The organism is Pseudomonas sp. GW822-FHT04C11 (assembly GCF_058800905.1).
In genome coordinates this window covers 1-23594 of record NZ_JBXAMS010000012.1, presented here as the reverse complement: position 1 = coordinate 23594, position 23594 = coordinate 1, and the positions used below count along the sequence as shown (strand labels likewise).

Sequence of the window (23594 nt, the reverse complement as noted above, 5' to 3'; positions counted from 1 at the left end):
ATGCTTTACGCAATCATTGCTACAGACGTCGCCAACTCCCTGGAAAACCGCCTGGCTGCGCGCCCTGCCCACATCGAGCGGCTGCAACAGCTCAAGGCCGAGGGCCGCGTGGTTCTGGCAGGCCCGCACCCTGCCATCGACAGCAATGATCCGGGCGCAGCAGGTTTCACCGGCAGCCTGATCGTCGCCGAGTTCGCCTCCCTCGAAGCCGCCAAGGCCTGGGCCGACGCCGATCCGTATATCGCCGCAGGCGTCTACGCCAACGTTCTGGTCAAACCGTTCAAGCAAGTCCTGCCATAACCCGGCCTCTGCGCGATGAACCTTCGGTTCATCGCGTGTTCAATTGCTCATTATTCTCGTTCCACGGCCGACAACCTGCCCAACACTCGATTGGAATCAGGAGTTTCGATGCGCCAAGGTCCGCTGTGTCTGCTGTTGGTCACGTTATCGATCGGGGCCTTCGCCCATGCCGAAGAGCATTCGGACTCAGGCTATTCAACGCCTCTGTCGTTAAGCGCCGGAAGCCAGATCACCGAATTGCAGCAGCGCTTGAAAGAGAGCGAGCGGCAACGAGAAGAGCTGAACAAACAACTGCAAAATGCCGATAACGAACGCGAAAGCGCCTTGCTGGGCCGGTTACGCCAAGAGAATCAGCGCCTCAAGCTGCAACTCAAGGAAGCCCAGGCAAACCCGCTGCCGCGCCTGCTGACCGATCAACAGCAGTGGTTCGTCACTGGCGCCGGAGTAGCGCTATTGGCCCTGCTCTGCGGTATCTTCGCCAGTGGTGGACGTAGAACACGTCGGCAATGGCTAAATTGAGTGAGTCATGAGCGAGCTGTTACTAATTGATGATGACCAGGAGCTGTGTGAGCTCCTGAGCAGTTGGCTGAGCCAGGAAGGTTTTGTCGTGCGCGCTTGCCACGACGGTCTGAGTGCGCGCCGCGCCTTGGCCGAGTCTGCGCCAGCAGCAGTGGTGCTGGATGTGATGCTGCCCGACGGCAGCGGTCTGGAGCTGCTCAAGCAGTTGCGCAACGACCACCCGGACCTGCCGGTGCTGATGCTCTCGGCCCGTGGCGAGCCGCTGGACCGGATCCTCGGGCTGGAACTGGGCGCCGACGATTACCTGGCCAAGCCTTGTGATCCCCGAGAACTGACCGCGCGCCTGCGTGCGGTGCTGCGACGCAGCCATCCGGCAGCGGTGTCCAGCCAGATGGAACTCGGCGACCTGTGCTTCAGCCCGGTCCGCGGCGTGGTCAGCATCGACGACCAGGAATTCACCCTGACCGTCTCTGAAAGTCGCCTGCTCGAAGCCCTGCTCAAGCAACCCGGCGAACCGCTGGACAAGCAGGAACTGGCGCAGATCGCCCTGGGGCGCAAGCTGACCCTGTACGACCGTAGCCTGGACATGCACGTCAGCAACCTGCGCAAAAAGATCGGCCCACACCCCGACGGTCGCCCGCGCATCGTTGCCCTGCGCAGCCGTGGTTATTACTACAGCCTCTGAACACCACACGGTCCTTGTAGCAGCTGGCGCAGCCTGCGTTCGGCCGCGAAGCGGTCGTAAACCCTATCGCCTCGGTCTACCTGAAACACTGCGGTGCCGGATTTCACGACTGCTTCGCAGCCGAACGCAGGCTCGCGGGCTCGCCAGCTGCTACGGGACTGTGTTTTGTCAGGTCAGCACAAAACCGTCTTTACCCAAGCTTTACGCTCTGCTGACCGCCGCTGACCTTGATCTCCGTATTCTGTACTCATCCGGAACACACCGGGAACGAGACAAGGAGACACACCATGCGCAAGACCCTTATCGCTTTGATGTTCGCCGCTGCACTGCCAACCATTGCCATGGCTGCACCAGAAGGCCCAGGCCCGATGGGCCCAATGGAAGGCCACGGCTACAGCGAGCACATGCATGGCGGCAAAGGCATGTACAGAGAGTTGAACCTCAGCCACGAACAACGCGAGCAGATTCGCAAATTGATCGGCGAGCAGATGCATGCACGTAAAGAGTTGGTCGAGCAGTACCTGCAAAAACTCTCGCCAGCCGATCAGCAGGCCATGAAAGACCAAATGGCGGCCGGCCGCCAGAAAACCGAGAAGGACATTCGTGCCCTTCTCAAGCCGGACCAACAGCAGAAGTTCGATGCGATCCAAAAGAAGCAGGCCGAACGCAAAGCCGAATGGGAGCAGTTCCAGGCCTGGAAAGCCCAACAACCGCAAAAAACGCAATAATGCTCTAGCGTTTCTCCCCAGCCCAATGGTCAATCGCCATTGGGCTTTCTTTGTTTGAGGACTTACCGTGCGTTCATTGTTCTGGCGCATCCTTGCCAGTTTCTGGCTGGCCATCGCTCTGGTTGCAGGGTTGTCGATCCTGCTCGGGCACATGTTGAACCAGGACGCCTGGATTCTCAGTCGCCACCCGGGCCTCAATACCCTGGCGCAAGAGTGGACGCAGCTCTACGAAGAAAAAGGCGAGGACGCGGCACAAGCCTTGCTCGAACAACGCAAACGGCGTTACCACATCGATGTTCAGGTACTGAACGAAGGTGGTGACCCGGTGGTGCGCGGGACCTTTCCTCGCCGCGCGGCAGCCCTGGAAGCACGGCAAAACGACAACCCCGACGACAGCGGCCGTCACCTGCCCTGGCGGCGTCTGACCGTCGAGTACACCAGCCCGAAAAGCGCCGAAACCTACTTGCTGATCTACCGTATTCCGCATCCAGAGCTCAACGCCTGGCACCGCAACAGCCTGCTTTGGCCCTTCAGTGCGCTGGCGATTGCCTTGGTGGTGCTGACACTGTTCAGCCTGCTGGTGACGCTGTCCATCACCCGCCCGCTGAGCCGTTTGCGCGGCGCGGTGCACGATCTCGGTCAGACGACCTATCAGCAAAACAGCCTGGCGCGGCTGGCCAACCGGCGTGACGAGTTTGGCGTGCTGGCCAACGACTTCAACCGCATGGGCGCACGCCTGCAAAGCCTGATCGGCAGCCAGCGGCAACTGCTGCGCGACGTGTCTCACGAACTGCGCTCACCCTTGGCCCGGTTGCGCATCGCCCTGGCGCTTGCGGAACGGGCCGGTCCCGAAGAACGCGGAAAACTCTGGCCACGATTGACCCGCGAATGTGATCGTCTGGAAGCACTGATCAGTGAAATCCTGGTGCTGGCACGGGTCGACGCCGACAACGCAAGTGCCGAAGCGGTCGACCTCAACGCGCTACTCAATACTGTGCAAAAAGACGCTCAGCTTGGCGCGCCAGAGCAAAGCATCCGTATCGAAGCCGAACGGCAATTAAGCCTCAAGGGCTGGCCGACCATGATCGAGCGGGCGCTGGACAACCTGTTGCGCAACGCCCAGCGCTTCAATCCGGCAGGACAACCGATTGAAGTGCTGGCATTGCGTCAGGGAGATCGGATTGTGATCAGCGTGCGCGACCACGGCCCCGGTGTAGAAGCCGAGCATTTGAAGCAATTGGGCGAGCCGTTTTTTCGGGCACCCGGCCAGACCGCCCCCGGACATGGCCTGGGATTGGCCATCGCCCGTCGCGCGGCAGAGCGCCACGGCGGCAGCCTGATTCTGGCCAATCACCCGGAAGGTGGATTCATTGCCAGCCTGGAGCTGCCATTAGAGCCCGGTATCGCACCGTAACGATCATCCCCACGCTCCCGCGTGGGGACGATCATGTTCAGGGCTTGGCAGGCCAGGCGCTGACAAACTCGGCGAGATCGACTTTCCCAGCCACCCGCGGTTCGTTCTGCGGTGTGCCCAGGTAAAGGAACGCAATCACTTCTTCACCTTCGGCCAGGCCCAACCCCTGGGCCACATGCGCCGAATAGACCAGCTCGCCGGTACGCCACACCGCGCCGATACCCTGAGCGTAAGCCGCCAGCAAGATAGCGTGGGCCGCACAACCTGCCGCCAGCAACTGCTCGGACTTTGGCACTTTGACGTGGTCTTGAACGCGCGCCACCACAACAACGACCAACGGCGCACGCAGCGGGCCATTGCGCGCCTTGTCCACCAGGGCCTGAGGTACATCGGCGTCTTGCAGGCGTGCAGCCTCAGCCAGTATCTCGCCCAATTGCTCGCGCGCCGCGCCTTCGACCGTCAGAAAACGCCACGGCTGCAAATGCCCGTGATCCGGTGCGCGCATGGCCGCGCAAAACAACACTTCCCGTTGTGCTGCGGTGGGCGCCGGGTCGAGCAAACGCGGAACGGATACACGGTTGAGCAAAGCGTCGAGAGCCTGCATCGGCCACCTCCTGAAAAAAATGTCTGGCTATTCTAGCGGCAACTGCCGCCGGGATGCCGGTTTACATGCCCTGCCTCGCAGGTAGAATGGCGCCCTTCCCTATCAGCCCGAGCGGACTTCATGGCGTTGCCGACCTTACGGATCATTGGTTTCATCATCGGCATCTTCCTGATCACCCTGGCCATCAGCATGGTTGTGCCGATGGCAACCCTGCTGATTTACGACCGCACCAGCGACCTGCCGTCGTTCCTCTGGGCCAGCATGATTACCTTTCTCGCCGGCCTGGCGCTGGTTATCCCCGGGCGACCAGAGCATATACACCTGCGCCCGCGGGACATGTACCTGCTCACGGTGTCGAGCTGGGTGGTGGTCTGCATATTCGCCGCCTTGCCATTTCTGCTAACCCAGCACATCAGCTACACCGACTCGTTTTTCGAAAGCATGTCAGGCATCACCGCCACCGGTTCTACTGTGCTCAGCGGCCTGGACAGCATGTCTCCGGGAATCCTGATGTGGCGTTCGTTGCTGCACTGGCTGGGCGGTATCGGCTTTATCGGCATGGCGGTCGCGATTCTGCCACTGCTACGCATCGGCGGCATGCGGCTGTTTCAGACCGAGTCGTCGGACCGTTCCGAAAAGGTCATGCCGCGTTCGCACATGGTGGCCCGGCTGATCGTCGCCGCCTACGTCGGCATCACCATCCTCGGCAGCCTGGCGTTCTGGTGGGCGGGCATGAGCCCGTTCGATGCCGTCAACCATGCGATGTCGGCAATATCCACTGGCGGCTTCTCCACCTCCGACCAGTCCCTGGCCAAGTGGACGCAACCGGCTGTGCACTGGGTCGCGGTGGTGATCATGATTCTCGGCAGCCTGCCATTTACCTTGTACGTGGCGACCTTGCGCGGCAATCGACGGGCGCTGATCAAGGATCAGCAAGTGCAGGGGTTACTCGGCATGCTGCTGGTGACCTGGCTGGTACTCGGCACCTGGTACTGGTGGACCACCGACCTGCATTGGCTGGACGCCCTGCGCCACGTTGCGCTGAACGTCACCTCGGTGGTCACCACCACCGGTTTCGCGCTGGGGGACTACAGCTTGTGGGGTACCTTCTCATTGATGCTGTTTTTCTATCTGGGCTTTGTCGGTGGTTGCTCTGGGTCGACCGCTGGCGGGATCAAGATCTTCCGTTTCCAGGTGGCCTTTATCCTGCTCAAGGCTAACCTCAACCAACTGATCCACCCCCGTGCGGTGATCAAGCAGAAGTACAACGGTCATCGTCTCGACGAAGAAATTGTGCGCTCGATCCTGACGTTTTCGTTCTTCTTTGCAATCACCATTTGCGCCATAGCCCTGGCGCTGTCGCTGCTGGGCGTGGACTGGATGACCGCCTTGACCGGTGCCGCCAGTACGGTTTCCGGAGTGGGTCCGGGACTGGGTGAAACCATCGGACCGTCCGGTAACTTCGCCAGCCTGCCCGACGCCGCCAAGTGGATTCTGTCCCTCGGCATGCTGCTCGGGCGACTGGAGATCATTACCGTGTTTGTGCTGTGTATCCCGGCGTTCTGGCGTCACTGAGTTCTTTGGGCGCGTCCATCAACCGCGTCCGGTATTCGCCGGGCGTGGTATCGAACCAGCGCCGAAAAGCCCGAAAGAAATTGCTCGGATCGGCGAACCCCAACAGGTAGGCAGTTTCCAGCAGGGTCATGTTCGGTTGCGCCAGGTACTGCTCGGCCAACTCACGGCGCGTGTCGTCGAGCAGCGTCTGAAAACTCGTGCCCTCTTCCTGCAAGCGTCGCTGCAAGGTGCGCTGGGACAAGTGCAGGGTTTGCGCCACTGTATCGCGCTTGGGCTCGCCTTGCGGCAGTAGGCGACAGAGCACTTGCCGGGCCTTGTGGGTAACCTGGCTTTCAGAAAACCGAGCCAGGTATTCGCCGGCAAACCGGTCATGCAACAACGCCATCGCCTCGTTGGCAGTCGGCAACGGGGCTTCCATGTCTGCCCGTTCGAAAATCAGCGCGTCATAAGGCGCGCTGAACTCCAGCGGCGCATGAAAGGCAAATTTGTAGGGTTCGAGGTCTTGGGGTTGATCGCCCTGCATCAGCACTTTGCGTGGCTGCAAGGTGCGCCCGGTCAGCCAGCCACACAAGCCCAGCGCGCAGGCGAGTGACGCTTCGGCACTTTGTCGGGTGGGCGGCAGGTGGTCGCCATGCACCGTCAAAATCAGTGCATACCCTTCGGGTAACAGGCGAAAACTCAGGTCGGCGCTTTCGGCGATGATCCGCTGATAACGCACCAGGCGTTGAAAACCTTCCGCCAGGGTCTGGCTCGACATCAAGGCATAACCGACCACATGAAACGATGCCGGGCGGACCAACTTGCCCATGTTCAGACCGATTGCCGGGTTGCCGGACAGCTCTACCGCACGCTGCCAGAGTCGCGTCATCGAATCTTGAGGAAAGCGCGCATCCGGATCATTCAGCGCCGCGTAGTCGAGCCCCAGCTGTTTGAACAAGACCCGGCAATCCAGGCCGTCCATCTCCAGTGCCTTGACAATCCCCATCGCCCAGCTTGCAGAAGTCGTTCGTTCGCTCATGGCGTTTTCTTACTTGATGTGCCGCGCATCACGGCCAATTTCAGAAGGATACTAAAGTGGCGCCCAAGGTCACTGGCTGTTGCCACTGATGACTCTAGACTTAAATAAGCTGCCCGCAGAACATCCGCTCGGCAGAACAATAACCACAGAGAATGCAGTCGTGGAAAACATCAAGCGTTTCAGCAGCTTCGCCGAGTTTTACCCGTATTACCTCAGCGAACACAGCAACAGTGTCTGCCGACGCCTGCACTTTGTCGGCACCAGCCTGGTGCTTTTCATCCTGGCCTTCGCTATCGGCAAAGGTGCCTGGCTGTTGTTGCTGGCCCTGCCTCTGGCCGGCTACAGCTTCGCCTGGGTCGGACACTTTTTCTTTGAAAAAAACCGGCCGGCGACATTCCAGCATCCGTTTTACAGCCTGCTCGGCGACTTCATCATGTATCGCGACATGATCCTCGGCAAAGTGCCTTTCTAGGCTCGCCGGGCCATCAAGCCGTCCCACTTGGCCAGCGCAGCATTGGATCCAAGCTCTACACTGCACGACGTCCCTTCGAAAACAATAAGAGGATAGCTGATGAATGCGCACGCCCGTTTCACCCACATGAAGGAGGGTACGCAGGAAGACTGGGCGATCATCGCCGCGGACTTCAGTGCCTACGCCAAACAATTGCCGACACGGATTGTGGCGCACCTGAAACTGCTGGAGGGTGATTTTGGCGGTTTCCCGGTCGATCGGCTGACCCACTCACTGCAAACCGCCACCCGCGCCTGGCGCGATGGCCGGGATGAGGAATACGTGGTGTGTGCGCTGCTCCACGACATTGGCGATACCCTTGGCTCCTACAACCACCCGGACATTGCGGCAGCGATCCTCAAGCCATTCGTCAGCCCTGAAAACCTGTGGATGGTCGAAAAGCACGGAATTTTCCAGGGCTACTATTTTTTCCATCACCTGGGCATGGACCGGCACCTGCGCGAGCAGTTTCGCGAACACCCGCAGTACCGGCAAACCCTCGATTTCTGCGCCAGGTATGACGCGGCAGCCTTTGATCCAGACTACGAGACCCTGCCGCTGAGTTTCTTCGAACCGATGATGGAACGCCTGTTTGCCCGGCCGAAAAACTCGATCTACATGGCAGCGATGGAAGAATACGCACCGGTCTGAAATATCCGCGGACCTGTGGCGAGGGAGCTTGCTCCCGCGGGTCGGTCCGCGCTCGGGCGAAGCGACCCTGATGTCAGCCGCCGCGAGTATTCGGATGGATCGCGATTGCCGGATTACGACCGCTTCGCGGTCGAGCGGGAGCAAGCTCCCTCGCCACAAAAGCTAAACCTGTCGGATCAAGCCGGTTCAGCAACCTTAACGGCCTTGAGTTGTGCCTCGCGCGCCTGCGCATCCGCCAACCGGTACAACTCGATCGTGCCGTCCCAATGCTCGATCAAGGCCGTGCACGACTCCACCCAGTCTCCGCAATTGAGGTAGTCCACCTCGCCGACCTTGCGGATTTCCGCATGATGGATATGCCCGCAAACCACCCCGTGCAGCTCGCGTTTGACGCACTCGTGGGCGATGGCCTCTTCGAAATCGCTGATGAAGCTGACCGCGGTTTTGACTTTGTGCTTGAGGTACGCCGACAACGACCAGTAACCGTAGCCGTACCGTGCACGCCAGTGGTTGAGCCAGCGGTTGAGGGTCAGAGTGAGCTCATAGGCCGAGTCGCCGAGAAACGCCAGCCAGCGGTGATAACGGGTGATCACATCGAACTGATCGCCATGAATCACCAACAGGTGCCGGCCATCCGCAGTAACGTGGACCGCCTCGTCCACCAGTTGAATGTTGCCCAGGATCAGCTTCGAATAGCGCCGCAGAAATTCATCGTGGTTGCCGGTGACATAAATCACCTCGGTGCCGCGCTTGCTCATGGTCAGCAAACGGCGAATGACGTTGGTGTGAGCCTGCGGCCAGTACATGCCGCTGCGCAGCTTCCAGCCATCGATGATGTCGCCGACCAGATAGATCTTGTCAGCCTGATAGCCCTTGAGAAACTGCGACAAATGCTCGGCCTGACAATCCCGGGTGCCGAGGTGCACATCGGAGATCCACAAGGTGCGCACGCGTTGTTTACGGCTGGGTTTTGCACGTTCGGCGCTGGTCATGGGCAACCTCTGCGAGATTTTTCGCAAGCTTGCACCGCAGCGATTAATAGCCCATGACACAAATACGGCAGTCTGATGACAACCCGGACCCAGGCGCGGCCGGTGTAGACTGCGAGTCTGCCCAGGAGACTGCGATGAGACCGATCCTCACGCTACGCCAGTACACCCACGACCTGATCGTCCACAGCCATGACCACGCGCAACTGGTGTTCGGCCTGTCGGGCGCGCTCGACTTCGAGGTCGGCGGTCATGGCAGCCAGGTGGTGCAGCAGAGTTTTGTGGTCGTACCGGCAGGTGCTCATCACGCTTGCGGCAGCCCGAATGGCAGCCGCTGCCTGGTGCTCGATGTGCCGAGCGACCAATGGGTTTCGCAATCATTGGGCGAGCATGCCGAGGCCAGTCGGCGCTTGCTCGACAACCCCGGACGCTTGCCGCTGGATGCCGGGCAAAGCCAGCTGGTGAGCTGGCTGGCGAGCAGCCCGGTCGCAGACCCGCTGATCGCCCAGCAAGGCGCCGTATTGTTGCTCGCCAGCCTCAACAACGCCGCGCCAAGCAGCATCGCCGGGCGCCGCTTGCCTTACGCCGCGCTCAACGCGCACATCGACCAATACGCCGCCTATCCGCTGCAAGTCGCCGATCTGGCGCGCGTCGCCGGGCTGTCCAGCGCACGTCTGCACGCACGCTTTGTCGCTGAATGCGGACAGACGCCGATGGATTACATCCGCAGTCGCCGCCTGCATATCGCGGTGAAGTTGCTCCGTGAATCCGCGCTGCCCATCGGCGAAGTCGCCTGCCGTGTCGGTTATGGCTCCCAGAGCGCCTTCGCCGCAGCGGTGATGCGCGAGTTCGGCGCCTCGCCGGGCGCACTGCGTCGTACGGCGGGCAAGCGCTAGGCTGACGATAAAAAACGCGAGTTTGACGACAGACAGATCAGGCCGTCACGCGGTTCAATGTCGTCATTGCCTCTATGGATTAAGGATTGAAATGACTCCGCGTACCGCCCTTGGCGCCCTGCATATCGGCGCATTGATGTTTGGCCTGACGGGTGTGTTCGGCAAACTCGCCGCGGCCTCCCCTGCCATCATTGTCTTTGGCCGTGCGGCATTCGCGGTGATCGCTCTGGCATTCTTTGCCCGTTTCGCCAGCAGCACTGGCTGGCAGAAACTCGAAGCCGTGGACTGGCGTCGCCTGCTCCTCAGCGGCCTGTTGCTGGCCGGGCATTGGGTGAGTTTTTTCATTGCGGTGAAAGTCGCCGGCGTGGCGATTGCGACCCTGGGCTTTGCCAGTTTCCCGGCGTTCACAGTGATCCTCGAAGGCCTGATCTTCCGCGAGCGAATCCGCGCCAATGAAATACTTCTGGTGACGCTGGTGAGCGTCGGCCTGGTGTTGGTTACCCCGGATTTCGACCTCGCCAGTGAAGCCACCAGCGGTCTGCTCTGGGCGGTGGGCTCGGGCCTGCTGTTCGCCTTGCTGTCGCTGACCAACCGTGCCAGCTCCGGGCGTATACCCGCCGTGCAGGCAGCGCTGTGTCAGAACGTAGTGGTCGCCCTCTGCCTGTTGCCGGTGGCAGCACCGGGCTTGAGTGAGGTGCGCGCCATCGACTGGCTGTGGATCGGTCTGCTCGGAGTGTTCTGCACCGGCGTCGCCCACAGCCTGTTCGTGGCCAGCCTGGCGGTGATCAAGGCTCGCACCGCCGCGGTGGTGTTTGCCCTGGAGCCGGTTTACGGCATCACCGTCGCCTGGCTGCTGTTCGGTGAGAATCCGACACTGCGGATGTTGATTGGCGGTGCGCTGATCATCATCGCGATCGTGGTGTCCAGCAGTCTGTCTGGCAGCTTAAGCAAGAAAAGCGTGACGGCCGAAGCCGCCTCTCACTGAGTTCTATCGTTGTGTCCGAGATCGCGGTCGGGATCGATCTGATCCCGGACCCGCTGCTTGAGCACCTTGGCTTCCGGGAAACCGCCATCGGCCTTGCGTTCCCAGATCTGCACCCCGTCGCAGGTAATGAAAAACACCCCGCCGGTTCCCGGCACCAGAGAAACTTTGCCCAGGTCGTCACCGAAGGTACTGAGCAGCTCCTGGGCCAGCCAGGCGGCGCGCAACAGCCACTGGCATTGCGTGCAGTAAGTGATGACAACTTCCGGTTTGTGTGTGGTCATGGCGTGCTGGACTCCTGAGCTCGATGGCGCCGCTATGATAGCCGCCTTTGCCGCTCGATTTACCTGAGCCTTGGGCAGACGTACTGATCACAGGTATTGCGAAAATTGATGGCTGCGCGACACCTGTAGGAGCACAGCTTGCTGGCGATAGCGATCTCACGGACGCCATCGCTGGCAAGCCATGCTCCTACAGGAGCTCAGCGTATGCTGGCCAACAGGCTGCGGGCGGTTTGCTTCAAGGATTCGTCACTGTCCTTGAGTAACTCGTTCAATAGCGCAATGGCGCTGTCCAGATCACCGTCGTCGATGCAGTTCTGCGCCTCTTCCAGTTTGCCGGGGTGGATCTCTTCGTGCTCAGGCACTGCGAGCCCGCCCGACAACGGCTCAAGTTCCAGAGGCGGCGATGCATCGGCGAAATGGTCGAGAAAGCCATCGTCCAACGGTTCCAGCTGATCCACGGGTTCAGCCATTGCCGCTGTTGTGTCGGACGGACAGGCCAGATCCCAGCTCGAATCCATCGACAAGTCATCCAGATTCAACTGGAACTCATCCTCTACCGAGGCAGCAGGTTCAGCCGTCGTTTCAGCCGTCGACTCAAGAGTCGCCAACGATTGTGCACTGGCCAGTTTCGGCGAACGTGCGCGAATCTGCTCCAGCACCTCGGCACTGTAACCCGCTTCATGCAAACTGTTTTCATGCTCCGAATAAGCTGCGCTGTCGCCCTGCAGCCCCAGTACCTCCAACAACTTCAGGTTCAAATCGCTGCGCTGCGGCTCTTTAAGCAAGGCTTCGCGCAATAGACTGACCGCCTCGGCGTAGCGGTCATAGGTCAGGTAGATACCGACACCCTCAAGCACTTCCGCCCCATGAGCGGTTTCGCGGTTCGCAGGGGGAGACTGCATCGCAGAAAGCTCAATCGATGGTTTCTGTGCACTATCGGGCGCTCCCCGACTGACCACCGGCTCATGTCGCGGCGCGGATGCTGATACAGGCTGTACCCGCCGCCGACGGAGCGCAAACAGGCCCAGTAGCAATAGCACGCCAAGCACCAACAGGCCGCCGATCAGCCACAACGCCCAACCACTGCTCGTCTCATCCACAGCGGCTGTGGGCACCGGAATTGGCACGACGGGAATGACGGGGGCGGGTAAAGGTTTTTTGGCTTCGGCCAACTCGGTTTGCAGATCGCTGACTTGCTTGCGCTGGCTGGCGATCTGTTCATCCTGGGCTTGTAGCCGGCTGTTCAACTGATCGATCGTTTGTTTCAGTTGCTGGTTTTCCAGGACACTGGCTGCCAGCAATTCGGAAGTCGGATCGGTAGCCGCAGGCGCCGTGCTCGCTGGAGCAACAGCTGGCGTTTTGGCGGGTGCGGCAGCAGTGGGTTGCTGGGTGATCGCCGGGGCCGGCTCGACCTCACTCACCGGTACGATCCCCGGTGAACCCGGTGGATCGATCAGCACCGTGTATTCGCGCAGCAGATGCCCATTGGGCTGGTTCGCCTGCACCAGAAAATTCAGGAACGGTTCATTGACCGGCTTGCTGGACACCACCCGAATCACGCTGCGATTGCCACGCAGAACGGTGGTAAAACGCAGGTCGTTGAGAAAAAACACTCGCTCGACACCGGCGCGGGCGAACTCATCCGCCGTCGCCAGGCTGACCGAGAGTTCACCGTCACTCAGGGCACCGGGATCGACCAAGGCGATTTCGGCATTCAACGGCTGGTTCAAGGCTGAGTGCAACGTGATGTCGCCCAACCCCAACGCGGGTGCCAATGCGGAGTAACTCAAGGCACCGGCGACCGACAACAGGCTGACGGAGCGCCGTAACACAGACTGCAAACTCTCGAGCATGAGCATTCCTTAGCTAACCAGAATCAACCTGTGCGCATTCGCACGTCCAGTGTGAACACGTAATTGCCTGGTAGTTCTTATAGTCTGCTCTGCGCCAGTTCTCAAAAGTCTGCGGTGTGGTTATGCCTCAAGATTTTTCCAGATTGGCCAAAATGTGCCCATGGACCCGCATACACACCCGCATATCTTCCTCGTTGACACCCTCGAACAGCTCATGGCGCAACTCGGCGGCAATGGTTTCAATTTGTTCGATCAAGGGACGGGCGGGCGCGCACAGCACGATCTTTTTCGCCCGGCGGTCTTCCGCCACCGCCTGACGCTGCACCAGGCCTTGGGTTTCCAGGCTATCGAGCAGACGCGCCAGTGTCGGTCCTTCAACACCGACGCTTTGTGCCAACTCACGCTGAGTGGGGGCTTCTTCGAAACGCGCCAGGTGCAACAGCACCAGCCAGCGGGCCTGGGACAGGCCAAGGCCGGCAAGACGGCGATCCAGTTCGGCGCGCCAGCCGCGAGACATCTGCGCCAACTGCATGCCAAAACGGTGTTGATCGGTTAACGGCATAAAAAACTCATGGTTAGACTGAAATAGGCTGAAACTAATTATTAGTCAGCTAAGCATGGCCCTCGACTCTAGGCAAGGCTCGGTCTGTACTGAATCGTTACATCTTGATCTTCGACACTTAAATTTCAAACTCCGACTGCAATGCCGCTCTCACACAGTACAAAACGCCCTCGGGAACACGACCGGCAAACAACGCGGAAATCTCCGACACCGGCGGCAACTCGCCCTCGCCGTCCAGGAAGGCGTCCTGGACTTCACCCATCAGGTCTTCCGGAAGGTCCAGTGCCTGCTCCAGCGACAGTTGCTGCTTGCCGATGGCCTCGGCGAGCATCGTGTACACGTTCTTTTCCGAACACTGCAACTGACCGGCAATCTGCATCGGCGTCATGCCGGCGCGCGCCAGTGTGATCAATTCGTGACGCAGGTCGGCAACCACTTTCGGCGCCTCGGCCTGGCCGCCCAGCACTTCGAGGAAGGCCTCGCCATAGCGCTCCAGCTTGCGTGCACCGACACCGCTGACCTTGGCCATCTCCGGCAACGAGCTTGGCTGGCTGCGAAGCATTTCGAGCAAGGTCGAATCGGGGAAGATGACGTACGGCGGCACGCCATGCTCTCCAGCGAGCTTGCGGCGCAGGGCGCGCAAGGCTTCCCACTGCTCGCGTTCTTCGCCTCGCACCAACTGGCTGGCCTGGCTGGTGCTGCTGCTTTTCGCGGTGGTTTGCGGTTTGAGGTCGCGGCGCAGCTCCAGGGTCACTTCGCCCTTGAGCAACGGCCGACAGCTGTCGCTTAAACGCAGGCCGCCGTAGCCTTCCAGGTCAATGTCCGCCAGACCGCGCGCCACCAACTGTCGGAAAAGGGAACGCCATTCACCTTCGGCCCGCGCCTTGCCGACACCAAATACCGACAGATGCTGATGGCCGAAGCTGCGGACTTTTTCGTTGTCCTTGCCCAGCAACACGTCCACCAAATGCCCGACGCCATAACGCTGGCCGGTGCGGTAGATCGCCGACAGTGCCTGACGGGCGGGTTCGGTGGCGTCCCAGGTCTGCACACCGTCGACACAGTTGTCGCAATGCCCGCAGGGCTGCGGCATGTCTTCGTCGAAATAGGCCAGCAGCGTCTGACGGCGGCAGCGGGTTTCTTCACACAGCGAGAGCATGGCGTCGAGCTTGTGCTGCTCCAGACGCTTGTGGCGCTCATCGCCTTCGGAGTTCTGCAGCATCTGCTTGAGCATCACCACGTCTTGCAGGCCGTAAGCCATCCAGGCATCTGCCGGCAGACCGTCACGGCCACCCCGACCGGTTTCCTGGTAATAGGCCTCAAGGGACTTTGGCAAGTCCAGATGCGCGACAAAGCGCACGTTGGGTTTGTCGATGCCCATGCCGAATGCCACGGTGGCGACCATGATCAGGCCTTCCTCGTTGAGGAAGCGCTTCTGGTGGTGAGCCCGCGTGTCGTTGGGCAGGCCGGCGTGGTACGGCAGCGCCGGGAAACCCTGCTCGCTGAGGAACACCGCTACTTCATCGACCTTCTTGCGCGACAGACAATAGACGATGCCGGCATCGCTGCGTCGTTCAGCCAAAAACGCCAGCAACTGCTTGCGCGGCTGCTCCTTGGGCACGATGCGGTAAAAAATGTTCGGCCGATCGAAACTCGACAGAAAGCGCTCGGCGTTCTGCAGATGCAGGCGCTCGACGATTTCTTCCCGGGTGCGCTTGTCGGCCGTGGCGGTCAGGGCAATGCGCGGGACGTTGGGGAACAGTTCCGCCAACTGGCCCAGTTGCAGGTATTCCCGGCGGAAATCGTGCCCCCATTGGGACACGCAGTGAGCTTCGTCGATGGCAAACAGCGCGATTTCAAGACTTTGCAGGAATGCCAGCATCCGTGGCTGGACCAGGCGCTCAGGTGCCAGGTACAGCATCTTCACTTCGCCGCGCTTGATCCGCGCCGCCAGATCGCGCTGTTGCTCGGCGCTCAAGGTCGAATTGAGCGCCGCCGCGGCCACACCGAGTTCTTCGAGGGTCGCAACCTGATCGTCCATCAAGGCAATCAGCGGTGAAACCACCACCGCCAAGCCATCGCGCAACAGTGCCGGGACCTGGAAGCACAGCGATTTGCCGCCGCCGGTCGGCATCAGCACCAGAGCGTCACCGCCGCTGGCCACGCGCTCAATGATGGCACCCTGACGGCCACGAAAACTATCGTAGCCGAAGATGTCCTTGAGGACGCGCTGAGCCTGTTCGAGCATGAAAAACTCCAAATGGTGCTGAATATCCCTGTGTGCAGGCTGGATCAAAAAACCACGTTGTCACGGACAGATCCGTAAGCGGATTTGTCCGGGACCGTCGCGACACCTGCAGGGCTTTGCAAAACGCGCGAGTATACCCGAGCGATACCGGGCAATGGGGGTCACTGACGAATAGCCTCCCCGCCCAGATCAACAATTCCCTACGGATCGGGATTAGACTGGTCTGGAATGCGGGCAAATCTGCCGTGCGGCTGGCCGGACCGCTCAAGAACGCCTAGAATTGGGCATCGTATATTCCCAAGGTAGCCCTTCAATGTCCTTCGCTGAGCAACTAACCCGCCTGCAAGCCTTCCTCGACGCCGACGAGCTGCATGACGAGGCGCTGGACTATGTGGCCGCCCACGGCTATCTGACAGCCCTGTCGATCTGTTCCGAGACGGTGCCTGATCGTGAGTGGATCGACGCGCTGTTCGCCGAAGAGCCGCATTATCGCGATGACGCCGAGCGTCAGGAAATCGAATCGACCCTGTTGGCCCTCAAGGCTCATATCGCTCGCCAACTGGCGTCCGATGAAGAGTTCGAGCTGCCATGCGACCTGGACCTGGGCGAAGAGCCGGATGATTCCGACCTGCGCGGCTGGTGCATCGGTTTCATGGAAGGCGTATTCCTGCGTGAAGAAGCCTGGTTCGAAACCGCCGAAGACGAAGTCAGCGAAATGCTGCTGCCGATCATGGTCGGTTCCGGCCTGTTCGACGAACAGCCAGAGTTCTCCGACATCGCGGCCGACGCCAACCTGATGGACGACATGATCGTGCAGATCCCGGAAGCCCTGACCGCGCTGTACCTGCTGTGCAACGCGCCAGACGAAAAACCGGCGATCCTCAAGCCTCGTCACCACTAAGTCGTTGCCTGTGGCTGAACCCATAGGCAAACGCCCCCTGATCCTGCGCTACGTGCTGCTGGCCATCGGCTGGCTGAGCGTAGCGTTGGGGGTGATCGGGATCTTCCTGCCTGTACTGCCCACCACCCCTTTCCTGCTGTTGGCGGCCGCCTGTTTCGCCCGCAGTTCGCCGCGCTTTTATCAATGGCTGGTCGAGCATCCACGACTCGGCCCCTGGATTCGCGACTATCTGGACGGCAACGGCATTCCGCTCAAGGGCAAGGTCTACGCCATTGGCCTGATGTGGCTGAGCATAAGCCTGTCCTGCATCCTCGTCCCACTGCCCTGGGCACGCGGTTTCATGCTGACCAGCGCAGTGCTGGTGACGGTTTATATCCTGCGGCAGAAAACCCTGATCAAACCCTGAATACGCTTCGCCACCTAAGCTCATCTATCCCCCCGCCCCCGACAATCTGCCCTGCTTCCCGCAAAACAGCGCCTAAACTCCAGGCATCTGCACGTCTGCGGCCAGACATATCCCGTCGTCCAGGAAGGTCAACGCTCCGGAGCGTCTCATGTCGCTACTCAAACAGTTGTTTTTGGCCATCTGCCTGTTCTTGCTGGTCGCCTTCAGCGGCAGTTTCTTTGTCGGCCTGGAAAGCTCGCGTGCGCAGATACTCAGCCAATTGCGCTCCCATGCCCAGGACACTGCCACCGCACTGGGGCTGTCGTTGACCACACAGATCGACGATCTGGCGATGATTGAATTGATGGTCAGCTCGGTCTTCGACAGTGGCTACTTTTCCAGTATCCGGGTCATCAATATCGAGGACGAGCGCGTCCTGGTCGAGCGCAATGCGGTCGTCACCACCGAACGCGTACCGGGTTGGTTCGTCGATCTGGTGAACCTGCATCCGCAAGGCGGGGATGCGTTGGTGATGCGCGGTTGGGAGCAAGCCGCGCGGGTTGAAGTGGTGAGCAACCCACAGTTCGTCCTGAGCAAACTGTGGGACAGTACCCTCGGCAGTCTGGTCTGGTTACTGCTGTGCGGGTTGCTCAGCGCGATGTTCGGCGGCTGGTTGCTCCGTCGGCAACTGCGCCCGCTCGACGCCATGGTCAAACAGGCCGAAGCCATCAACAAACGCGAGTTTCTCAGCCTGCCGAAGGTGCCCAGAACCCCGGAACTCAAACGCGTGGTGCTGGCGATGAACCAAATGGTCGAAAAGCTCAAAGGGCTGTTTGCCGAAGAAGCTGCACGAAGCGAACAACTGCGCGCCGAGTCGTTTCAGGACAGTCTCACGGGGCTGGCCAACCGCCGTTTGCTCAACGAACAACTCACCGATCAGTTGCTGGTGACTGAGCAGAGCAGCGCCGGACACCTGCTGATGTTGCGGATCAATGACCTGACCGGGCTCAACCAGCGACTGGGTGGCCAGCGCACCGACGCGCTGATCAGCGCCGTGGCTCAGTTACTCAAGCGCCTGACTCAACAGCCGGATCGCCATACCTGGCTGGCCGCACGCAATCGGGGCGGTGAGTTCAGCCTGCTGACCCCAGGCCTGGACAGCAAGGACGCAGCGCGCCTGGCCGCAGAGATCAGCGCCACTCTGGAAAACCTGCGCCTGACCGGCGCCAGCGACTGCATGCCAGTGGCGCATCTGGGAATCGTCGCCTACACACCCGGCGAAGCCTCCACCGACATTCTGCTGCGCCTCGATCAGGCACTGACTCAGGCCCAGCAGCATCCAGAACGGCCGTGGGTGCATCTGCAGCAGTCCGATAACCCACCGAACCAGACGCAGCACGACTGGCGTACCTGGATCGATGACGCTCTGACCCATGGCAAGATGCAGTTGTACTTCCAACCCGTGGTGCAATGCGCCGACACCAGCCAGGTGCTGCACCACAAGGTGCTGGCGCGCCTGCTCGATCCGCAGGGCAAAGCCATTTGTGCCGGACACTTTCTCCCCTGGATAGAGCGTCTCGGCTGGTCGGCGCGGTTCGACCTGGCAATGCTCGAACACACCCTCGACTACCTTGCCGAACACCCTTGGCCGCTGGCCCTGAGCTTGTCCGGCAGTACCCTGCGCGATGCCGCGCAACGGCGCCTGATCCTCGATATGCTCGACGGCCTGCCCAGCCTCGGCCCCTTGCTGACCCTTGAACTCGACGAACGCCAACTGCCGCCCCCCGAAGAGTTGCGTCAACTGTGCCTGAGCCTGCACGGCACCGCCTACGGGATCGGCCTGCAGCACTTCGGTGGCAGCTTCAGCCAGATCGGCAACCTCACCCAACTCGGTTTGGCCTACCTGAAAATCGACGGCAGCTACATTCGCGCCATCGACCAGCAAAGCGACAAACGCCTGTTCATCGAAGCCATTTTCCGCGCGACCAACAGCATCGATTTACCGTTGATTGCCGAGCAGATAGAAACGCAGGGGGAACTGGAGGCAATCAGGTCGCTGGGACTGTTCGGCGTCATGGGCCGGCTGATCGGACCGCCAGCGCCGATGTAGGCGATGCTTTGGCTTTGCCTGGCAGCCCGGGAGGCAAATGTTTGCCCCCCCGGGTAGCTCCAGTCTGTCAGGTCTTCAGCGTATGGTCAGCATCCCCGAACCAGGCACGCACAAGATCGGTGCCGGCCGTGCCAGCGTTGGCAAGGACCGCCACATCAGTGAAATGCGCACCATTGGCTGCACCATCGGTATCCACCTTCACGGTGATGTCGCTGCCGGACTTCGCCAGTTGGACGAAGTCTGACACCTGGCTGCTGCCGCTAACGAAGTTGGCCTTGAGCAGCGCGGAGAGGTCGAGCGTGTCACCTTCCGCGAAGTTGTAGTCGAGGATGGTGTCGCCGCCGTCGTTCGGGCTGAGGTAGGCAAACACATCGGCTCCCGCGCCACCGCTGAGTATGTCCTCCCCGCCACGTCCCGCGAGAATGTCGTTGCCGTCGCCGCCACTGACCACGTCCGCGAGCATGCTGCCCACCAGTGTACCGCTGGATACGCCGTGGTAATCGACCAGGGTGCCGGCTGCGCCGCCGTCGGTGACATGGAAGTCGGCCGCCGAGTAGTGCCCCAGCAGGTTCATTTCGGCCCGATGCACGCCGTCGTCCACCGTCAGCAGGCCGCCGGAGCCAAGGGCATTGGCGCTGTAGCCGAGCTGGGTGTTGGCGCCGAAGGCAATATCGCCGAACATCAGCGAGTCATTGCTTTCGAGTCCGAGAATGCCGACCAGCGAGCCGGCATCCGCGGCGTGCTCCACGATCAGCGTACCCGCACCTTCTCCGTGGAAGGCGACTGACGCGTGGGCGCCGCCGCCGAAGATCAAGCTGGCGTCGCCATCGATTGTGGCACTGCCGTTGCCGGTTACGTCTGCCAGCAGGCGCAGGTCGCCGCCATTGGCCCACAGGTGACCGGAGTTATCGACTGCGCTGGTCACCGTCATGCCCCCCGTGCCCGTGGATTCCAGCACGCCGCTGTTGACTATGGTGTGGGAGCCGGTGTCGAGCACCAGGCTGTTCAGCCCGTCGGCCTGGATCAGCCCCTCATTGACCAGCACCATTTGCCCTGCGCCGAGTTGGCCGGCACCGGAGATGTGGTTGTCGACGTTGGTCAGCACGGTGTCGGCGCTGCCACCGAAAATCACGTTGTGCGCGCTGTCGGATAGCAGCACATGTCCGCCGCCGGTCAAGGTCGCGCCACGGAAGAGGATTTCCAGGTCGGTTTCAGTGCCGGTGGAGCCGAGCTCGATGGTGCCGCTGTTATGGATGCTGCCACCAAACGGCATGATCGCCCCGTTGGCAATGCTGATGGTGCCGGTATTGGTGGTGAGCGGATCCACATCGAACTGGAAGTTCGCTTCGCTCAAGCCCGCCGCATCGACACCTTTCAGGGTTACCGTCTGGCCGGACCCCATGCTGATCAACGCATTGCCGTTTGCGTCATGAGCGATGCTCAAGTCAGCAAAGCCGGTAACGCCCGTGAAGCCGATCAAGTCGATTTTGTCCGCTGCCGTATCGAAGCTGTGGATGACGTTGTTGCCAACCGGCTGAGCGAACACGAACAGGTCAGCACCGCTGGAGGCAGTGAGGTTGTCGTCCGCTGACAAGGCGAAGATCGGCGAGCCGGGGGCGTAGGCTTCGACGTTGTCGGAAACGATATGAGTGCTTGTACTGCCGTCCGCATTGGTCCATCCGTAAGTTACTGTGAGTTCCATCGCACCGGCATAGGTGGATGGCGTCATGACCGTCAGTGCGGAGGGGTCGCTGGTCTGTATCGTCCAACTACCGTCACCGTTTCTGGTTCCGGCACTCAGTACCCAATTTATCGGAACCCCGCTCACCTTGTAGGTAATGACCTCAGAGGTGTCGGGCGTGGGATCGGTCAGTGCCAGATTGATAGCCTCGCCGGCTACGCCAGCCGGAGCTGCCACATGGATTGTGACTGTGTGCAAGAGACTATTTGCAGCTCCATCGTTGGTCACCACGTTCACGATTCGGTCGGTAACGTTGTGGCTTCCGGTCTTGGTGTCGGTGTACTGAACGCCTTTGAGGATAGTCTGGTAGGTGGCCTGGCTAGCCGAGCCAGTGATCGTCAGTGTATAGATCCCATTGTTTGCGCCACTGGCAACACCGGTCACCGTCAACCCCGTAGCGGCGGTCGATGCTGACGCGTTCAGAGAGAGCATTTCCCTGACGTTCGAATTGTTGCTGTCCATAGCGTTCGTCAACGTGACAGTCATTGACGACAGGTTCGGCGAGTCGACGTCGGTGACCGTCGCCAACGGCGCAATCAATAACTGCGAGGTGCCTGTTGGATAGTTCGCCGTTGCGTCATTGCCCGCGCTGCCACCATTCAAGTCCACTATCGGCGCGTCATTGGTTGCCGCCACAGTGACGGTCGTCGTTGCGACGTTGCTCGCGTGGTTAGCAGCAGAGCCGTCATCCACTTGGAAGCTAATCGTGCGCGGTGCCGTCGACGGGTTGTCGCTGGTGTCGGAGTAGGTCACCGAACGTAGCGCGGCTTGATAGTTCGCCACCGACGACGTCCCGCTTAGTGTCAGCACGCCAGTGCTTGCGTTGTAGCTGCCGCTGATGCCGTTCTGGTTGGTGAACCCGAGTACGTCCTGACCCGAGGCAAAGTTGCTGGTGATCGATACCGTAGCGCCCGTTAGGTTGCTACTGTCGACATCGGTGACCGTCAGCACCGAGTTGATCGCCGTCGCTGCCTGGTTCTCTGTGTACGACAGAGAACCACCTGCCGTCATTACCGGAGCATCGTTGGTACCGGTGATGGTCACGTCCACCGTGGAACTCGAGAGTGCCCCGTACTGGTCCTGCATCTGGTAACTGAGTGTCACGTGTTCGACCACCCCTTGCGCCAGGTGGTCGAAGTCAGTTCCGGGGTTGAACAGCAGCTGGTTGCCGACCACGCTGGCCGTACCCTTGTTTGCCGGCGCACTGGCCGAGTTCAGCGTGAAGAGGTGGCCGTCATCGACATCGGTGTCGTTGGCCAGTACGTTGATGGTCAGGGTCTGGTTTTCCGTACCGGCGGCCGTATCGGCCACTGCCACCGGCGCGTCGTTGGTGCCGGTGATGGTCACGTCCACCGTGGAACTCGAGAGCGCGCCGTGTTCATCCTGCATCTGGTAATTGAGCGTCACGTGCTCGACCGCACCCTGCGCCAGATGGTCGAAATCACTTCCCGGGGTGAACACCAGCTGGTTGCCGACCACGCTGGCACTGCCTTTGTTTGCCGGCGCGCTGGCCGAGTTCAGCGTGAACAGGTGGCCGTCGTCAGCGTCGGTGTCGTTGGCCAGCACGTTGATGGTCAGGGTCTGGTTTTCCGTACCGGCGGCCGTATCGGCCACCGCCACCGGCGCGTCGTTGGTGCCGGTGATGGTCACGTCCACCGTGGAACTCGAGAGCGCGCCGTGTTCATCCTGCATCTGGTAATTGAGCGTCACGTGCTCGACCGCACCCTGCGCCAGATGGTCGAAATCACTTCCCGGGGTGAACACCAGCTGGTTGCCGACCACGCTGGCACTGCCTTTGTTTGCCGGCGCGCTGGCCGAGTTCAGCGTGAACAGGTGGCCGTCGTCAGCGTCGGTGTCGTTGGCCAGCACGTTGATGGTCAGGGTCTGGTTTTCCGTACCGGCGGCCGTATCGGCCACCGCCACCGGCGCGTCGTTGGTGCCGGTGATGGTCACGTCCACCGTGGAACTCGAGAGCGCGCCGTGTTCATCCTGCATCTGGTAATTGAGCGTCACGTGCTCGACCACGCCCTGTGCCAGATGATCGAAGTCGCTCCCCGGATTGAACAGCAGCTGGTTGCCGACCACGCTGGCACTGCCTTTGTTTGCCGGCGCGCTGGCCGAGTTCAGCGTGAGCAGGTGGCCGTCATCGACATCGGTGTCGTTGGCCAGCACGTTGATGGTCAGGGTCTGGTTTTCCGTGCCGGCGGCCGTATCGGCCACCGCTACCGGCGCGTCGTTGGTGCCGGTGATCGTCACGTCCACCGTGGAGCTTGAGAGCGCTCCGTACTGGTCCTGCATCTGGTAACTGAGCGTCACGTGCTCGACCACGCCTTGCGCCAGGTGATCGAAGTCGCTTCCCGGATTGAACTGCAACTGGTTGCCGACCACGCTGGCACTGCCCTGGCCGATTGGCGCACTGGCGCTGACCAAGGTGAACGCGTGACCGTCGTCGACATCGGTGTCGTTGGCCAACACGTCGATGCTCAGGGTCTGGTTTTCCGTACCGGCGGCGACATCGGCCACCGCTACCGGCGCGTCGTTGGTGCCGGTGATGGTCACACCTACGCTGCTGGTCGAGATCGCGCCATGCTCGTCGGTCATGGTGTAGCTGAGTGTGACACTGGCCGTGGCGCCTTGC

21 protein-coding genes are annotated in these 23594 nt (G+C 60.9%); 13 read left to right on the top strand and 8 right to left on the bottom strand.

The genetic code is table 11. The features are described 5' to 3' along the window. The 5 genes from AC1RJ3_RS19280 to AC1RJ3_RS19260 all read left to right on the top strand — a co-directional run bounded on the left by AC1RJ3_RS19280 (nt 1) and on the right by AC1RJ3_RS19260 (nt 3646). Nucleotides 1-300 (top strand): YciI family protein, encoded by a 300-nt coding sequence (locus tag AC1RJ3_RS19280; RefSeq protein ID WP_054596257.1) that lies wholly within the window; start codon nt 1-3, stop codon nt 298-300. A gap of 108 nt (nt 301-408) precedes the next feature. Then, nucleotides 409-819, top strand: a complete 411-nt coding sequence (locus AC1RJ3_RS19275; protein WP_054596256.1) for an SH3 domain-containing protein — start codon at nt 409-411, stop codon at nt 817-819. Nucleotides 820-826: 7 nt separating this feature from the next. After that, entirely contained in the window at nt 827-1504 is a 678-nt protein-coding gene (locus AC1RJ3_RS19270; RefSeq protein ID WP_493079963.1) for a response regulator transcription factor, read from the top strand. 287 nt (nt 1505-1791) lie between these two features. Beyond that, the gene (locus AC1RJ3_RS19265) at nt 1792-2232 is read left to right on the top strand and encodes a Spy/CpxP family protein refolding chaperone (RefSeq protein ID WP_054596254.1); all 441 of its coding nucleotides are present in this window, start codon (nt 1792-1794) and stop codon (nt 2230-2232) included. Nucleotides 2233-2299: 67 nt separating this feature from the next. Next, nucleotides 2300-3646, top strand: coding sequence for a sensor histidine kinase (locus AC1RJ3_RS19260; protein ID WP_054596253.1), 1347 nt, complete (start codon nt 2300-2302; stop codon nt 3644-3646). A 37-nt stretch (nt 3647-3683) separates the two neighbouring features. On the opposite strand, the gene AC1RJ3_RS19255 is transcribed toward AC1RJ3_RS19260, so the two are convergent. Further along, nucleotides 3684-4250: an NAD(P)H nitroreductase gene (locus AC1RJ3_RS19255; protein WP_493079960.1), complete on the bottom strand. Its 567-nt coding sequence runs from the start codon at nt 4248-4250 to the stop codon at nt 3684-3686. Between the two features lie 120 nt (nt 4251-4370). Between AC1RJ3_RS19255 and AC1RJ3_RS19250 the strand changes: the two genes are divergently transcribed. Further along, nucleotides 4371-5825 (top strand): TrkH family potassium uptake protein, encoded by a 1455-nt coding sequence (locus AC1RJ3_RS19250; RefSeq protein ID WP_054596251.1) that lies wholly within the window; start codon nt 4371-4373, stop codon nt 5823-5825. Here AC1RJ3_RS19250 and AC1RJ3_RS19245 read toward each other — a convergent pair. Beyond that, nucleotides 5782-6843, bottom strand: a complete 1062-nt coding sequence (locus AC1RJ3_RS19245) for an AraC family transcriptional regulator (protein WP_103315573.1) — start codon at nt 6841-6843, stop codon at nt 5782-5784. The two genes, AC1RJ3_RS19250 and AC1RJ3_RS19245, sit on opposite strands and share 44 nt — an antisense overlap. Before the next feature lie 160 nt (nt 6844-7003). Between AC1RJ3_RS19245 and AC1RJ3_RS19240 the strand changes: the two genes are divergently transcribed. Together AC1RJ3_RS19240 and AC1RJ3_RS19235 are read left to right on the top strand one after the other, a co-directional pair. Then, on the top strand, nt 7004-7315 hold the full coding sequence (locus AC1RJ3_RS19240; RefSeq protein ID WP_103315572.1) for an Mpo1-like protein: 312 nt from the start codon (nt 7004-7006) through the stop codon (nt 7313-7315). Between the two features lie 99 nt (nt 7316-7414). Next, nucleotides 7415-8005 (top strand): HD domain-containing protein, encoded by a 591-nt coding sequence (locus tag AC1RJ3_RS19235; protein ID WP_489111740.1) that lies wholly within the window; start codon nt 7415-7417, stop codon nt 8003-8005. Between the two features lie 176 nt (nt 8006-8181). Here AC1RJ3_RS19235 and AC1RJ3_RS19230 read toward each other — a convergent pair whose 3' ends face one another. Next, entirely contained in the window at nt 8182-8997 is an 816-nt protein-coding gene (locus AC1RJ3_RS19230) for a UDP-2,3-diacylglucosamine diphosphatase (protein ID WP_493079956.1), read from the bottom strand. 134 nt (nt 8998-9131) lie between these two features. Here AC1RJ3_RS19230 and AC1RJ3_RS19225 point away from each other — a divergent pair, with 134 nt between their 5' ends. Together AC1RJ3_RS19225 and AC1RJ3_RS19220 are read left to right on the top strand one after the other, a co-directional pair. Continuing rightward, on the top strand, nt 9132-9890 hold the full coding sequence (locus AC1RJ3_RS19225; RefSeq protein ID WP_054596246.1) for a helix-turn-helix transcriptional regulator: 759 nt from the start codon (nt 9132-9134) through the stop codon (nt 9888-9890). A gap of 91 nt (nt 9891-9981) precedes the next feature. Then, nucleotides 9982-10875: a DMT family transporter gene (locus AC1RJ3_RS19220; RefSeq protein WP_493079954.1), complete on the top strand. Its 894-nt coding sequence runs from the start codon at nt 9982-9984 to the stop codon at nt 10873-10875. Here the strand turns inward: AC1RJ3_RS19220 and AC1RJ3_RS19215 are convergent. From AC1RJ3_RS19215 to recQ, 4 genes are all read right to left on the bottom strand, one after another. Beyond that, complete coding sequence (locus AC1RJ3_RS19215; RefSeq protein WP_103315567.1) at nt 10869-11156, bottom strand: Rdx family protein; 288 nt, start codon at nt 11154-11156, stop codon at nt 10869-10871. The two genes, AC1RJ3_RS19220 and AC1RJ3_RS19215, sit on opposite strands and share 7 nt — an antisense overlap. A gap of 197 nt (nt 11157-11353) precedes the next feature. Further along, on the bottom strand, nt 11354-13009 hold the full coding sequence (locus AC1RJ3_RS19210; protein WP_493079952.1) for a FimV/HubP family polar landmark protein: 1656 nt from the start codon (nt 13007-13009) through the stop codon (nt 11354-11356). Nucleotides 13010-13136: 127 nt separating this feature from the next. Beyond that, nucleotides 13137-13571, bottom strand: a complete 435-nt coding sequence (locus AC1RJ3_RS19205; protein WP_054596242.1) for a MarR family transcriptional regulator — start codon at nt 13569-13571, stop codon at nt 13137-13139. 118 nt (nt 13572-13689) lie between these two features. Further along, nucleotides 13690-15819, bottom strand: coding sequence for a DNA helicase RecQ (recQ, locus tag AC1RJ3_RS19200; RefSeq protein WP_054596241.1), 2130 nt, complete (start codon nt 15817-15819; stop codon nt 13690-13692). Nucleotides 15820-16132: 313 nt separating this feature from the next. Between recQ and AC1RJ3_RS19195 the strand changes: the two genes are divergently transcribed. From AC1RJ3_RS19195 to lapD, 3 genes are all read left to right on the top strand, one after another. Continuing rightward, nucleotides 16133-16720 carry a UPF0149 family protein gene (locus AC1RJ3_RS19195; RefSeq protein ID WP_019692442.1) on the top strand — a complete coding sequence of 196 codons (588 nt, stop codon included), beginning with the start codon at nt 16133-16135 and terminating at the stop codon, nt 16718-16720. 10 nt (nt 16721-16730) lie between these two features. Then, nucleotides 16731-17126: a YbaN family protein gene (locus tag AC1RJ3_RS19190; RefSeq protein ID WP_493079949.1), complete on the top strand. Its 396-nt coding sequence runs from the start codon at nt 16731-16733 to the stop codon at nt 17124-17126. Between the two features lie 148 nt (nt 17127-17274). Continuing rightward, nucleotides 17275-19215, top strand: coding sequence for a cyclic di-GMP receptor LapD (gene lapD, locus AC1RJ3_RS19185; protein ID WP_493079947.1), 1941 nt, complete (start codon nt 17275-17277; stop codon nt 19213-19215). A 67-nt stretch (nt 19216-19282) separates the two neighbouring features. Here lapD and AC1RJ3_RS19180 read toward each other — a convergent pair. After that, nucleotides 19283-23594, bottom strand: a 4312-nt coding sequence (locus AC1RJ3_RS19180) for a beta strand repeat-containing protein (protein WP_493079945.1), incomplete at its 5' end; no start/stop codon positions are given.

Bases quoted from the DNA above. Each gene is read 5' to 3' on its own strand.
- AC1RJ3_RS19280 (WP_054596257.1), top strand. From the start codon at position 1: ATGCTTTACGCAATCATTGCTACAGACGTCGCCAACTCCCTGGAAAAC.
- AC1RJ3_RS19275 (WP_054596256.1), top strand. From the start codon at position 409: ATGCGCCAAGGTCCGCTGTGTCTGCTGTTGGTCACGTTATCGATCGGG.
- AC1RJ3_RS19270 (WP_493079963.1), top strand. From the start codon at position 827: ATGAGCGAGCTGTTACTAATTGATGATGACCAGGAGCTGTGTGAGCTC.
- AC1RJ3_RS19265 (WP_054596254.1), top strand. From the start codon at position 1,792: ATGCGCAAGACCCTTATCGCTTTGATGTTCGCCGCTGCACTGCCAACC.
- AC1RJ3_RS19255 (WP_493079960.1), bottom strand. From the start codon at position 4,250: ATGCAGGCTCTCGACGCTTTGCTCAACCGTGTATCCGTTCCGCGTTTG.
- AC1RJ3_RS19250 (WP_054596251.1), top strand. From the start codon at position 4,371: ATGGCGTTGCCGACCTTACGGATCATTGGTTTCATCATCGGCATCTTC.
- AC1RJ3_RS19245 (WP_103315573.1), bottom strand. From the start codon at position 6,843: ATGAGCGAACGAACGACTTCTGCAAGCTGGGCGATGGGGATTGTCAAG.
- AC1RJ3_RS19235 (WP_489111740.1), top strand. From the start codon at position 7,415: ATGAATGCGCACGCCCGTTTCACCCACATGAAGGAGGGTACGCAGGAA.
- AC1RJ3_RS19230 (WP_493079956.1), bottom strand. From the start codon at position 8,997: ATGACCAGCGCCGAACGTGCAAAACCCAGCCGTAAACAACGCGTGCGC.
- AC1RJ3_RS19225 (WP_054596246.1), top strand. From the start codon at position 9,132: ATGAGACCGATCCTCACGCTACGCCAGTACACCCACGACCTGATCGTC.
- AC1RJ3_RS19220 (WP_493079954.1), top strand. From the start codon at position 9,982: ATGACTCCGCGTACCGCCCTTGGCGCCCTGCATATCGGCGCATTGATG.
- AC1RJ3_RS19215 (WP_103315567.1), bottom strand. From the start codon at position 11,156: ATGACCACACACAAACCGGAAGTTGTCATCACTTACTGCACGCAATGC.
- AC1RJ3_RS19210 (WP_493079952.1), bottom strand. From the start codon at position 13,009: ATGCTCGAGAGTTTGCAGTCTGTGTTACGGCGCTCCGTCAGCCTGTTG.
- AC1RJ3_RS19205 (WP_054596242.1), bottom strand. From the start codon at position 13,571: ATGCCGTTAACCGATCAACACCGTTTTGGCATGCAGTTGGCGCAGATG.
- recQ (WP_054596241.1), bottom strand. From the start codon at position 15,819: ATGCTCGAACAGGCTCAGCGCGTCCTCAAGGACATCTTCGGCTACGAT.
- AC1RJ3_RS19195 (WP_019692442.1), top strand. From the start codon at position 16,133: ATGTCCTTCGCTGAGCAACTAACCCGCCTGCAAGCCTTCCTCGACGCC.
- lapD (WP_493079947.1), top strand. From the start codon at position 17,275: ATGTCGCTACTCAAACAGTTGTTTTTGGCCATCTGCCTGTTCTTGCTG.